The organism is Limosilactobacillus mucosae DSM 13345 (assembly GCF_001436025.1).
GTDB lineage: Bacteria > Bacillota > Bacilli > Lactobacillales > Lactobacillaceae > Limosilactobacillus > Limosilactobacillus mucosae.
In genome coordinates, this window is record NZ_AZEQ01000005.1 from 54,073 (window position 1) to 67,121 (window position 13,049).

A 13,049-nucleotide genomic window follows, 5' to 3' on the forward strand; every position below is an offset into this window, starting at 1 on the left:
CTGGTATAATAACACCTAGTTAGGGGAGGAAAAACTGATGAGCATTCATTATCCAAGTGGTCAAAAGCCACTCGCTGTTCACGAACGACCGCAGTCTCGATCCGTTGCGCTGCGTTCATCCTATGCTCAGCGCGGAATGTCATTGGAAGCTGAGATCAATGCCAGCAATCAGTATTACCTGGCAAATCATATTGCCGTAATTCATAAAAAACCAACTCCAGTTCAGTTGGTAAAGGTTGATTATCCTAAAAGAAGTGCCGCCGTTATTCGCGAGGCCTACTTTAAACAGCCTTCAACCACTGACTACAATGGCATCTATAAAGGATGGTACATTGATTTTGACGCCAAGGAAACCCGCAATAAGGCCTCTTTTCCATTAAAGAACTTTCATGAGCATCAGATTCGTCATATGCGTGAGTGTGTTGATCAGGGTGGAATTTGTTTTGCCTTGATCAGATTTGTCGAACTCGATCAAATGTATGTCTTTCCAGCCACCAGCCTGTTTGAATATTGGCAACGGCAGCTGCATGGCGGACGTAAATCAATTCCCTTGACCGCTATTATTCAAGACGGCTATCCAGTTCAGTATGGCCTAAATCCGCGCTTGCACTATCTGACAGCGGTTGACCAGCTGATTGCCGCCAAAAAGCACTAATTTTAAAAGGAGTAAGCAATGAACAACCAATCAAGGCCGAGCCGTTCCAGTCAACGGTCCGGTAAGAAAAAGACTGGTCGCGGCAGCATTGTCAAGCGCGTGCTGTTGTGGATCTTGGGACTGTTTGTTTTAATGGTCGTTGCCGGGGCATGCGTATTTTTCTATTATGCATCCAGCGCGCCCAAGATCAGTCGCAATGAATTAGCCAGTCAGACTACTACCACGATTTATGATGCTGATAATAACGTCATCTCACGCTTGGGCGCACAAAAGCGTGAATACGCAAGCAGCAGCGAGATTCCAAGTACCTTGAAAAACGCGGTCGTTGCCATTGAAGACCGACGTTTCTACAAGCATCATGGGGTTGATCCCGTCCGAATCATGGGAGCTGCCGTCGCCGACATTACCCATCGCTCAAGCGGCATGCAAGGGGGCAGTACCCTGACTCAGCAGCTGGTCAAGCTTTCCGTCTTCTCAACTTCTGATGCCGACCGCACGCTTAAGCGCAAGGCTCAGGAAGCATGGCTGGCTATTAACGTTGAAAGGCATTTTTCCAAGTCGCAGATTCTCGGCTTTTATATCAATAAAGTCTACATGGGTAACGGGGTCTATGGGATGAAGACGGCCGCTCAATACTACTACGGCAAGGATCTAAATGAGCTCAGTCTGGCTCAGCTGGCAATGCTGGCCGGGATTCCTCAGTCGCCAACCTACTACAACCCAACAACTGGCAATGCCAAATACGCAACCCAACGCCGCAACCAGGTACTTGATGCCATGGTTCGCAGCAAGTACATCTCACAAAGTCAGGCCAACGCCGCTAAGCAAGTCAGCATCAAAGAAGGACTTGATCCTAACCATGGCAACACTTCCGATAATTCCGTCCAAGTTAAGGAAAAAGTGGTGGACTCCTACGTCAAGGAAGTTCTGTCGCAGCTGGTGGCTAAAGGATACAACCCTTACACAGACGGCTTAAAAGTGCACACCAATCTTGACTTGAGCGCCCAAAAGCACCTGTACAATGCTGCCAACAATTCGGTAGCCTTCCAAAGCGACAAGATGCAGACGGGGGTCGCCGTCGTTGATCCTAACAATGGTCAAATCGTTGCCATGCTTGGTGGCCGCAAGACTGGCAACGTTGTCTATGGCCTTAACCGTGCCGTTCAGACTGACCGCTCATCTGGTTCGACCGTTAAGCCTTTGATGGACTATGGCCCAGCTATTCAATACCTCCAGTGGCCAACCTATAAGTCCGTTGAAGATACCAAATTCGTCTACCCTGGTACCAACAAGGTTCTGCATGACTTTGACAACCAATACAAGGGTACGATGACGATGCGTGAGGCACTGGTTCAATCCAGAAACGTTCCAGCCATTCGAACGCTGCAGACCGTTGGCATTTCACGGGCTACCAAGTTCTTAAAGGGCCTGGGTATTTCCCAATCCAAGGCATACACGCTGCAAAACGGGATTGGCATCTACGTATCGCCGCTGCAGATTGCGGCTGCCTACGCGGCTTTTGCTAATGGCGGTACCTACTACAAGCCTTACTACATCAGTTCGATCACGACGCAGGATGGCAAGACGCTTACCTACTCACCAAGCGGCAAGCGGGCCATGAGCAAGGCAACGGCCTACATGATCACTGATATGCTCAAGGGCGTCTTTACCGGTCAAGGAAGCGCCACTAAGGCCTACCTTTCTGGCGTCTACCAAGCCGGCAAGACTGGTTCGACGGATTATCCAACTTCCAGCCATCCCGATGGTGAAATGGATTCCTGGATGGCCGGTTACACTAAGAACTATTCAATTGCCATCTGGACTGGCTATGATCATCCAATGCAGGCCGGCAGCGGAATTACCAAAGCCTACCAGACAACAGCACAATTGCTGTATAAGGATCTGATGCAATATCTTGACAGCAAGAATCACGCTACGAACTGGTCAATGCCAAGCACGGTCGAGGCCGTTACGGTAAACGGTACTCGTCAGCTGGTTATTAAAGATTCTAAATGGGCACTAGGCGTAACCAGCAGCTCAGCACTGTCATCCAGCTCTAGCAGCTCAGCTAGTTCCAGTTCTCATTCCAAATCTGAATCCTCAGCATCTGATTCGAGTTCGGAATCCAGCTCTTCCAGCTCCAGTTCCGGTGCTGCAAGCTCGGCCAGCGAAAGCTCATCAAGTGCCTCCAGCGCCTCCAGCTCGGCTCCGGCAGTTTCCAGCTCAGCTCAACAGCCAGCTCAGCAGCCACAGCCAGCCGTTGGTCAATAATTCAATATAATCAAAAAGACGGTCAGTTCCCAAATTGAGAACTGATCGTCTTTTTGTATTTTTCAAAATTACAGCTTAGTAGTGCAAATCATATTCTTGTTCAAGATGACCCTTACGACGACCATTTTGCAGAATATAAATGGCCAGAATCACGAGCACAATGCCCAAGATTTCGATCCAGTTCATCCATTCCTTAAAGAAGATCACACTTAGGATTGCCGTCACGATTGGCTGCAGCGCGTCCATAATGCTGACCACGTCTGAAGGGGCAAACTTGGTCGCGTGCATCAGCATCCCAAATGGAATAATCGTCCCAAATAAGACCACTGTTGAAACGGATGCAACCAGTGTTCCGGTAATGTGCGGCGGGTTGACCCAAAATGGCTGGTATAGATTAAACAAGACCCCAGCAATCGCGGTCCCCCAACCCAACACAACCAGCGGCGAATTTTCTTCAGCAGCCTTTTGCGGTAAAACAACGTAGAAAGCTGCCGTAATACCAGAACCCAGCCCCCATAAGAATGAATTCAGCGGAATCGCCAAATGACCAAAATTCCCCTTAGTCAAGCAGAGAAAAACCCCAGCCATGGCAATCACAAATGATAAGAGATCGCTTTTCAGCGGACGGCTATGCTGGAAGAACCAGCCGCCAAAAACAATAAACAATGGTGACAGATACTGCAGAATGGTCGCCATGGACGCATTCCCGGTCTGAACCGCGTAATAGAAAGTATAGAGATTAGCCATCAAGCCAAAAACCGCATAACTGAACAGTGAGATTACGGATGGCCATGACTTAAAAACGTTAAAGATCTTACCGCGGTATAAAATCGCGCTGATTATCAATAAAATTGCCCCCGCAGCCGAGGTACGCATTGAAAGCATCCAATGTGCAGGGATAGCCAGATTCTGTGAGATCAGCTGCAGAACCGTGCCGGAAACACCCCAGCTGATTGAGGCCGTTCCTGCCCACAGCATCCCTTTAACGATATTTTTTTGTTTATTCATCTTAAAATCCTACCCATAAATTATTTCAAATCACAATAGAAAATATTCTAACATTTTTGGATAAATTCTTCTGGCAAAATGCTTTTTTTCAGCAAAAAAACCGTTCATGAAAGTTTCACGAACGGTTTGCTTAATTATATTAAGTTTAGAACCAGCTCTTGACCCAATTAATAAATCTAGTCAGCCAGTTTTGCGCCTGTTTGACCGTTTCCTTGCCGGCTTCACTGTTGGCCCAGTTCTTCGCCTTATTCATCAAGTTGCCGGTTGAATTCTTAACGTTATTGATCGTATTGGTTACATTATTGATATAGGTCTTGCTGGAAGAAATTGGTGAGTTTTGGAAGTTGACCAACGCGCCAGCAATCTTTTCCTGCTGCGTCGTAGTCGTTTGATCAGCAATGCCGCGTTTTTCCAGGGCCTTGTTCAGCATTTCCTGAATATCTGCCTTGGTTGCCAGCTCGCCACTGCTCTGTTTTTGCTGAGCAATCTGCTTGGATGTATCGCCAACTGCCGCCATCAGCTTACCTGGGTAGGATGAGTCGTCCTTATTGGCATCAATGGCATCTTGAGTAGCATCCAGAACCGAGTTGGCTGCCGCCGTGTTTTGACTGTTCAGCTGATGACCATCTTCTTCAAAGGCCTTGTAGACCCCAGTTAAAGCAGATTCACCTGATACGGCGCGATTGGCAGTGACCACGATCGTAATGTCGGTTACCCCTGCCATCTGAGCAACCATTGCGTACTGCTGAGCCGTAACCTCAGTGATGTTGCTTTGACCGTTGTACTTTTTGATGTTGACCTTGACCCCACTGCCTGGATCGGTTGGTGCAATTGCCACCGAACTAATCATGGCAGCATCGGTAGTCGTGCCATTGCCGATGTATTTAGCGTAGTCACTGGCCGTGGCCGTTAATTTCTTAAAAGACGAATCCACGCCCATTACCGAGTTCAGCTGATCATAGACGCTTTGTGGCGCACCGGCACCATAAACCACGTAAGAGCTGCTTAAGGTATGCGTAGCCGTAGAAGACGATGAGCTTGACTGCTCGGTTGCAGTGTCAGCAGATACGACCGCTGGAGCCGCTACTGCTGCCGCACCAGCAAGCGTTACTGCCAGCATCAATCCAGCCAGCATTTTGATTGGTTTGTTCATCTTTAGCAAACCGCCTTTCTGATTATTTGCCTCTTAATTATACCTTGAATTCGTTTTAAAAACGCTGTCTTGACCAAAACTTAAAGATTAGATCAAGCACTCATTAGAATTTGAGCAGACGGTTGATTCCCGTGGCCATGATCACCAAGCAGTCAGCTGAGTCTTAATCATCAGGCAGCTTAAGGATTGGGATGTTGGGAATCGGCCGGTTGCCCAGCTGTCCGCCCTGCTGTGCCATGCGACTCTGATAGCGCTGCTTATCCTGTTCGACTTCTTGGGGCGTCTTAAGGTTGTTCTTGCGCCAGTTCATCAGGATTGAATCCATATAGCGGAACCGCAGTGAACCATTGACGACTGCTTCTTTTAAGGCCAGCCGAATCATTTCAATCTCATAATGATCCTTATCCAGCCAGTCATTGACATAGGTAATCTCCATTGGCGTCAACGGGCGGCCAAACTCGCTTTCAATCTCGGCAAACAGTTTTTCACGTGCCGTGGTCTGCTTGACGTTTTTTTGCTGCGACTGAATCTGTCCCTCACGACCAACCAAACGACTGATCAGTGGCGAAAAGTCATAGTAGGCCGTTTCTTTTCCCTCAGCATCGCGTTTCATTCGCTGCACTAGCAATTGATGCTCAGTCATCTGATGAATCTGGTCATAGACGGTCCGCTCATCAGTCTGCAGATTTTCCGCAATCCAGGTGATGCTGGGGTTTTCAATTCCCCGATCGATGTAGGACTTTAATTCCAGATAGACCAGCAGCTCACCACTGGTCATCCCGATTTCTCGGTAATGATGAAGCAAAAGATTACTGATTGAAGTTTCGCCGGCCTGCAGATAGGAAAACAAAAAATCCTGCTTCGCCATAAGCATCCCCCTTTTTCATTCATGCAACAATCATTTTAAAATAACGGGCTGCACTTATACAAGTCTCAAAGCCATTCAATCAGCAATTCATTCAAATGTCTTCTTCATGGCAATGCCGCTCATCTCTTAAAACGGGTTCGATCATTAACTTAACCAATCCAGGCCAAGCAAAAGGACCGATGACTCGCTGCCATCGGTCCTTTAATTTATATTTTAAGCTACATTATTGCGTCTAATACCGATTATGGGTAGATCCGGTTTAACAGACGTGGGAATGGGATGACTTCGCGCAGGTGATCCTGCAGGCAGATCCAGGTCAGGAAACGTTCCAGCCCCAGACCAAAACCGCTGTGTGGCACCGTGCCATACTTGCGCAGGTCAAAGTACCATTGATAGTCATCGATGTTCAGCCCTGCCTCTTTAGCTGATGCTACCAGCGTGTCATAGTCAGTTTCACGCTCTGAGCCGCCAATGATCTCGCCATAGCCTTCTGGAGCCAGCAGATCGGCGCAGACATAGACGTCATCGCGCGTTGGGTGGCCCTTCATGTAAAATGGCTTGATTGACTTAGGATAGTTCAATACAAATACCGGCTTGCTGAAGTGGTTGGCCAGGTAGGTTTCTTCTGGTGAACCAAAGTCGTCGCCCCACTGAACGTCCATGCCGGCATCCTGCAAAAGCTTAATTGCTTCATCATAGCTGATGCGTGGGTATGGCGTCTGCGTGAATGGTTCCAGCGTCTTTGGATCACGACCAACGACTTCCAGTTCCCGGCTGCAGTCCTTGATTACGGCCTTGATCAGGTAGGCCACGTATTCTTCCTGCAGCTGCAGACTTTCTTCTTGGTGCATAAAGGCCATTTCTGGTTCGATCATCCAGAATTCAATCAGGTGACGACGCGTCTTGGACTTTTCAGCACGGAAAACCGGACCAAAGCTGTAGACCCTGTCAAATGCCAGCGCGCCGGCTTCTTCGTAAAGCTGGCCGGACTGAGAAAGGTAGGCATCCCGGTCAAAGTACTTAGTCTTAAACAGGTCGGTCGTGCCTTCTGGTGCATTGGCCGTCAAAATCGGCGCGTCAATCTTGGTAAAGCCATGTTCGCCAAAGAACTCATAGTTAGCCCGAATGACGCGGTCACGAATCCGCATCAGCGCGTGTGGCTTGCTGGAACGCAGCCACAGATGACGGTGATCAAGCAAAAAGTCGATTCCGTGTTCCTTGTTGCCGATTGGGTAGTCAACGCTTTCGCCGATCAGTTCGATGTCTTCAATCTGAATTTCGTAGCCAAACTTGGAACGAGCATCTTCATGAATCTCGCCCGTTACCCAAAAACTGCTTTCTTGACGCAGTTCATGCCGTGCCATTTCAAACACTTCTGGCGTTACGTCATTTTTCCGCAGAATGCCTTGGAAAAATGCTGTCCCGTCACGCAGCTGCAAGAAAGCGATCTTACCACTGGAACGCTTGTCAGTCAGCCAAACGCCAATCCGCACGCGTTCGTTGACGTGCTTTGGCGCATCAATAATGTTGATGGTTTCCACAAAAAATTCCTCCAAACAATGTAACTATAAGTTGTTGATCTGTTGCACATAGCTGCCCGTCTTGAAGTTGATCAGGTCATAACAGAGATTGCCTTTGCTGTTAAGGTAGGTAACTTCCCAGACTACCTTGTCATTAAAGATTCCCGGCACGGCCTTGAGTACCCTTTTCGGATGCTCATTGCTCTTAACCTGGGCAAGCGCCTGCTGTTCGGTTAATCCCGTACTTTGCTTGACAACCCGCACTGAGCCGTTTTTCTGCGGCACGATGACCAGAATCCGCTGGCCCTTGTTGTTTTTGCCTGCAACCGTGTAATAAGTATTTTCTCGGTTGTAGATGTAAAAATCAGTGCGCGTCTTTAAATTGGCATAACGCTTGGCAATTGTGGTTGCCTGACGTTCCGCTTCTGCTTTGGGATGATTGCCGACAGCATAGATGCTCCAGCCAACCAAAAAAATTAGGATGATCAGAATCAGCAGATCACGAATCATCCGCTTCGATGTTCCACGACTGCGTTCTCTTTGTACCTCGCGGCGACTTTGCATAGCGGCCTTCCTTCCTAATTCAATTCAGTATCTCTTGCATTATAACAAAATCTACTGGCGCTGCGTGGATCGTTCATGGTTTTTTAAGAATTTTTTTGTCTCTTCAATCACATTGGCAGTTGCCGCTGCTGCTACCGGCATCATTTCCGGCAAGGCATTCAGGATCGTTTTCCCGTAGCGCCGATCGCTCAGCCGCGGATCCAAAACAACGGCCACGCCATAATCATCCGGTGTTCTTAAAAGACGCCCGATTCCTTGCCGCATCCGCATCGTCGCTTTAGGCAGCTCTAAATGATAAAACGGGTTGATGCCCTTTGATTTAAGCAGGCTGCTTTGCGCGCGGTTAAGAATCTCTTGCGGGGAGTCAAACGGCAGCCGCGTAATGATCAAAAGCTGCAGCTGGTTGTTGGGTAGATCGATTCCCTCCCAAAAGCTGGCCGCGCCCAGTAAAACCGAATTTTCGCCCGTTGCAAACTGTTTCAGCAGCTTTTCGCGATTGCCCGTGATTCCCTGAGCCAAAATATCACGCTGATTAAACAGATCGGTACTGCGCAGCTGACTGTAGACCTGTTCAACCGTCACGAGTGAATTAAACAGCACCATTGTCTGACACTGAGTCTCGTTGGCCAGGCGGTAGATGGTTTGGCTAAGATAGCGGATGTAGTCGCCATTATCGGCATCGGCTGGCATCGGCGCGTCCTTGGCAATCAAAAGCCGGCTGTTTTGCTGGTAGTTGAACGGCGACTTGAAATGCTTGACCTTGACGTTATCACGATTCAGATCCAGCTGCTGGTACAGATAGTTGGAGCGCTTAGAGGTAAACAGCGTCGCCCCGACAAACAGTGCCGGCTGAAAGAATGGATAGACCTGTTCGCTGAGGTAATGACTGGCGTTTAAGAGTCCCCCGCTCAATTTCATCGTGCTGCGCTCATGCAACTGCTGAACCGTCAGCCAGAAAACCGCGGCCTCATCATGCTGATCCAAGGCCGACACAAACTCGTGAAGCACCTCGTCAGCCCCGTTCAATGCTGCCAATTGGGTCGCAAACTGGCTCATCAGGTAGCGATCACTGGTCAGCCAGCTGTCACTGCGCGAGGCAAATAGATGATCAAGCGCGGAAAAATGCAGCTGGACGCTGGCTAATGACTGTTCAAGATTCATCATGACCGGTCCTGACGCATCCAGGAGTGCATAAAGCCGGTCATTATCAACGACCTGTTCAATAATCTGATCGTCTTCGCCCGCTGCGTTCAGCATAAAGCTGCGGTAAAGCGCTCCTTGAAAATCTAAGAATGCCTGATCCAGCTGCTGCAGATCACCCTGCAGCAGCTCAACGTTATAGATTCCCAGCGGCAGATGCGCGAAGACATCAATCAGATTGCGCTCGCTGCCTTCCTTAACCAGGCCCTCCAAAACGTGAGCTGCCGTCGTCAAGCGTTGAAAATCCACGGTCTGCCGCGCTTTTTTCAAAATACTGTCGCTTAGGTGCTGCGCCTCGTCAACCACCAGATACGGCCGCAGCGCGTCGTGGCCAAACTCAGCCGCGTGGGCAGCCAGATAGGCATGATTGGTAATCACGACCGTAGCATGCTGAAGCTGACGGTTGCGCCGCATCAAAAAATCATCTTTGATAAACGGGTTGTCGCGACTCAGCGTTCTGAGCCCATGATGACGGATCTCGGTAAAATAAGGCGACTGCTGAGCATTCAGATTCAATTCATCCATATCGCCGCTGGTCGTCTGCAAAAGCCATACCAAAATGCGCGCCTTAAGCAGCTGCACGAGCTTAGAATCCTCCACGATGCTCAGCGAGTGTGCAAATTTGGCAAGATCCAGATAATGATCGTTGCCCTTTACAACCACGCTGGCAACCTCAAATGGCAGCATTGCATTAAGCTGCGGCATCGTTTTTTGCTCAATCTGCTGCAGCTGCAGGTTGGTCGCCGTTGAAACCACGATTTGCCGATCTGGATAAGCTTGATAGACCATTGGCAAAAGATAGCCCAAAGTCTTGCCGACCCCGGTTCCGGCCTCAATGATCATTGGCTTTTCAGCATCATGAGCATAGTGATTATAGATGCTGTTCATCATCCTAGACTGCGTGGCACGGAACTCCAGTTGATCGCCAAACAGTTTCTCCTTGGCCTTTTTGGTGGCTGGGTAGGCATTCTTGTCATGGGCCATTGGGGTTGCCAAAGGACGCGACTTATGCAGTACAAGACCATTGCTGACGTAGAGATCAGCGCTTAGATTCTGCGGATGATGGCGGCGTTTTTCCAGCTCCTGGCTGAACACGTCTGCCGTCTGTTTTGGCAGCTGCAGCTTCATCTTAACCAGGCTTGCCAGGGTCAGCGTGGGCAGCTGATGAACCTTTTTTAAAAGATCAATCAGCAGCACAGCCGTTGCCTCAGCATCACTGGCGGCACTGTGCGGCTGATCATGCTCGATTGCCAGATAAGAGCTCAGATCGCGCAATCGAAAGCTCTTAGCCGTGGGCAGCAGGATCTGGGCCAGCGTCACCGTATCAATCGCTGGAATTGCCAAGGATTGATGCCCTGCCCGCTCCAGCTCTGCATTTAAAAACGGAAAATCAAAATTAACGTTATGCGCAACAAAAATCGTATCGCTAAGCAGGCTTTCCAGCGTATCCGCTACGTCATCAAACCAAGGCGCGTCATGAACGTCTGAGTTGGTGATTCCCGTCAGCTGCTCAATACTGTGAGGAATCTTGGTGCGCGGATTGATTTTGGTTTCAAACTGATTGATAATCTGGCCTGCCTGAACCAAAACGCAGCCAATCTGAATGATCCGATCGCCATGCTTAACGCTGGTACCGGTAGTTTCCAAGTCAACGATCGCATAAATCGGCTCGCGCTTTTTTGACTGTTTTTTCACTTGTCTTCACCGTACTTCGTTATATTTCTCACCACCATGATACTATTCATTTGTCATCTTGACCATTGTTGCATCTGGATGTTTGGCAGCAAAAAGCGCTAAAAAATATAAAAATCTTTCAGACATCCCCAGATTAGGTTAAGATAATTAGAGAAACATTTTTGAAGAAAGTAGGTTTCAGATTGAAACAACAAGGTATTGGGCAAAGTCACGCCAAGATTATTCTGATTGGCGAGCACAGCGTTGTCTATGGTCAGCCGGCAATTGCCCTGCCGCTGCCAAACGTCAAGCTTAAGGCAACGCTCACGGCTGACACGACATCTGCCAGTCACGTTGTCAAATGCAGCTGGGCCCAAGGAAATTTAACCAGTCTGCCCGAATCCATGGCAGGCATTCAAAAACTCATCAACACCCTGATGGAACGTTTCAACGGTCAAGATGACGGTTGGACACTGGAAATCGACAGCATGCTGCCATCCGAGCGCGGCATGGGATCTTCAGCCGCCACCGCGATTGCCATTGTACGGGCCTTTTTTGATTTATATGAAACGCCATTGGACCGTGAAACGCTATTAAAGCTGGCCGATGTTGAAGAACAGATCACGCATCGCAGTCCCAGCGGCTTGGATGCGGCCACGACCAGCTCTGATCAGCCAATTTACTTCATCAAGGGACAGCCCGGCCAGCCAATTGAGCTCAACCTGCATGCCACAATGGTGATTGCCGACACCGGCGTCAAAGGTGCCACTAAAGAAGCCATCATGGCCGTCAGAGAGTTGCTGGCCACTGATCCGCAGACTACCCAGCAGCGTTTGGCACATCTGGGTAAGCTGACTGAGCGTGCGCGGACGATTTTAAGCCGCGATGATCCTAATGAGCTGGGACGCGTCTTAAATCTGGCTCAAGACGAACTGACCGAGCTTAACGTCAGCGACACGGCACTTGAACGCTTGATCCAAGTTGCGCGGCAAAATGGAGCTTTAGGTGCCAAACTGACTGGCGGCGGACGCGGCGGCTGCATGTTTGCACTTGCCAAAACTGCCCTGGGTGCTCGCAAGCTGGCCGGAATCTTAAAACAGCATGGTGCGGTTGAAACCTGGATTCAGCCATTGGCAAAGGGGGATGAATAATGACAAGTGCAGTCGCGCGGGCGCACACCAACATCGCATTGGTTAAATACTGGGGAAAACGCGACAGTGAGCTGATGCTGCCGCAAACTGACAGTCTTTCCTTAACGCTGAATGAGTTCTATGCCGACACCAAGGTTGAGTTTTCTGCCCAGCTGACCGCTGATGAGCTGATTATTGATGGTCAACCGGTGAGCGGCAAAGGCTTAAAAAAAGTTCAAAAAGTCTTGTCGATCGTGCGTCAGATGAGTCAGATCAATCAGTTTGCCCGGGTCGAATCAATCAACCACGTTCCCATGGCAGCCGGTCTGGCCAGCTCGGCTTCAGCCTTTGCTGCTTTGGCAATGGCCGCCAGTTCGGCTGCAGGTCTGAAACTGGCGCGCCGTGATCTCTCAAGACTGGCGCGTCGCGGATCAGGCTCAGCTACCCGCTCAATCTATGGCGGCCTGGTTGAGTGGCATCGCGGTGTTGATGACCTCACCTCGTATGCGGAGCCAATTATGGAAAAGGTGGATTTCCCGCTTGAAATGATGGCCATCCTGCTCAATACCGAGCAAAAAAAGGTTTCCAGCACGCTGGGTATGCAGCACGTCGTTGAGACCTCGCCTTACTACCCATCCTGGTGCGAGGTCGTTCAAGCCGACATGCAGAAAATCAAGCTGGCCATTGAAAAACGCGATATCAATGAAATTGGCCACATTGCTCAGACAAATGCCCTGCGCATGCATGCCCTGAATCTGGCCGCCGATCCTGGCTTTACATACTTTAATGCCGCTACGCTCCAAGCTATGCACGCGATCGATAACTTGCGCGCCAGTGGTACAAACTGTTATTATACGATGGATGCGGGTCCGAACGTAAAAGTCATTTACGATCGGGCTGACCGTAGTAAAATTCAAGCTGCCCTGACCCCACTGTTCGGCGCCGACAATCTGGTCGTGTCCCAGCCCGGACCAGGAACAGTCTTATTGGATCAAAAATAAACCAA

General features: G+C 49.5%; 10 protein-coding genes. 4 read left to right on the forward strand and 6 right to left on the reverse strand.

Going from position 1 to position 13,049, the window contains the following annotated elements; genetic code table 11:
• The first annotated feature begins 37 nt into the window (after positions 1-37).
• The gene (gene recU / locus FC47_RS03235; protein ID WP_033934870.1) at positions 38-655 is read left to right on the forward strand and encodes a Holliday junction resolvase RecU; all 618 of its coding nucleotides are present in this window, start codon (positions 38-40) and stop codon (positions 653-655) included.
• Between the two features lie 18 nt (positions 656-673).
• The gene (locus FC47_RS03240; RefSeq protein WP_056967861.1) at positions 674-2,926 is read left to right on the forward strand and encodes a PBP1A family penicillin-binding protein; all 2,253 of its coding nucleotides are present in this window, start codon (positions 674-676) and stop codon (positions 2,924-2,926) included.
• 75 nt (positions 2,927-3,001) lie between these two features.
• Here the strand turns inward: FC47_RS03240 and FC47_RS03245 are convergent, their stop codons facing one another.
• From FC47_RS03245 to FC47_RS03270, 6 genes are all read right to left on the reverse strand, one after another.
• Complete coding sequence (locus FC47_RS03245; RefSeq protein ID WP_006499204.1) at positions 3,002-3,934, reverse strand: DMT family transporter; 933 nt, start codon at positions 3,932-3,934, stop codon at positions 3,002-3,004.
• Positions 3,935-4,079: 145 nt separating this feature from the next.
• Complete coding sequence (locus FC47_RS03250) at positions 4,080-5,087, reverse strand: DUF1002 domain-containing protein (RefSeq protein WP_006499205.1); 1,008 nt, start codon at positions 5,085-5,087, stop codon at positions 4,080-4,082.
• Between the two features lie 163 nt (positions 5,088-5,250).
• Complete coding sequence (locus FC47_RS03255; RefSeq protein WP_006499206.1) at positions 5,251-5,955, reverse strand: DnaD domain protein; 705 nt, start codon at positions 5,953-5,955, stop codon at positions 5,251-5,253.
• Positions 5,956-6,197: 242 nt separating this feature from the next.
• Positions 6,198-7,496: an asparagine--tRNA ligase gene (gene asnS / locus FC47_RS03260; protein ID WP_006499207.1), complete on the reverse strand. Its 1,299-nt coding sequence runs from the start codon at positions 7,494-7,496 to the stop codon at positions 6,198-6,200.
• 24 nt (positions 7,497-7,520) lie between these two features.
• The gene (locus FC47_RS03265) at positions 7,521-8,039 is read right to left on the reverse strand and encodes a cell wall elongation regulator TseB-like domain-containing protein (protein ID WP_039944952.1); all 519 of its coding nucleotides are present in this window, start codon (positions 8,037-8,039) and stop codon (positions 7,521-7,523) included.
• Between the two features lie 51 nt (positions 8,040-8,090).
• Positions 8,091-10,934 carry a helicase C-terminal domain-containing protein gene (locus tag FC47_RS03270; protein WP_056967863.1) on the reverse strand — a complete coding sequence of 948 codons (2,844 nt, stop codon included), beginning with the start codon at positions 10,932-10,934 and terminating at the stop codon, positions 8,091-8,093.
• 182 nt (positions 10,935-11,116) lie between these two features.
• Here FC47_RS03270 and mvk point away from each other — a divergent pair, with 182 nt between their 5' ends.
• Both mvk and mvaD read left to right on the forward strand, forming a co-directional pair.
• Positions 11,117-12,064 carry a mevalonate kinase gene (gene mvk / locus FC47_RS03275; protein WP_033934874.1) on the forward strand — a complete coding sequence of 316 codons (948 nt, stop codon included), beginning with the start codon at positions 11,117-11,119 and terminating at the stop codon, positions 12,062-12,064.
• Positions 12,064-13,044 (forward strand): diphosphomevalonate decarboxylase, encoded by a 981-nt coding sequence (gene mvaD, locus FC47_RS03280; RefSeq protein WP_056967865.1) that lies wholly within the window; start codon positions 12,064-12,066, stop codon positions 13,042-13,044. The genes mvk and mvaD overlap by 1 nt, the downstream gene beginning before the upstream one ends.
• The last annotated feature ends 5 nt before the right edge of the window (positions 13,045-13,049 follow it).

What these genes read in the sequence shown, in the direction of transcription:
- FC47_RS03245 (WP_006499204.1), bottom strand. Translation starts at nt 3,934, where the DNA reads ATGAATAAACAAAAAAATATCGTTAAAGGGATGCTGTGGGCAGGAACG.
- mvaD (WP_056967865.1), top strand. Translation starts at nt 12,064, where the DNA reads ATGACAAGTGCAGTCGCGCGGGCGCACACCAACATCGCATTGGTTAAA.
- FC47_RS03265 (WP_039944952.1), bottom strand. Translation starts at nt 8,039, where the DNA reads ATGCAAAGTCGCCGCGAGGTACAAAGAGAACGCAGTCGTGGAACATCG.
- FC47_RS03255 (WP_006499206.1), bottom strand. Translation starts at nt 5,955, where the DNA reads ATGGCGAAGCAGGATTTTTTGTTTTCCTATCTGCAGGCCGGCGAAACT.
- FC47_RS03240 (WP_056967861.1), top strand. Translation starts at nt 674, where the DNA reads ATGAACAACCAATCAAGGCCGAGCCGTTCCAGTCAACGGTCCGGTAAG.
- FC47_RS03250 (WP_006499205.1), bottom strand. Translation starts at nt 5,087, where the DNA reads ATGAACAAACCAATCAAAATGCTGGCTGGATTGATGCTGGCAGTAACG.
- recU (WP_033934870.1), top strand. Translation starts at nt 38, where the DNA reads ATGAGCATTCATTATCCAAGTGGTCAAAAGCCACTCGCTGTTCACGAA.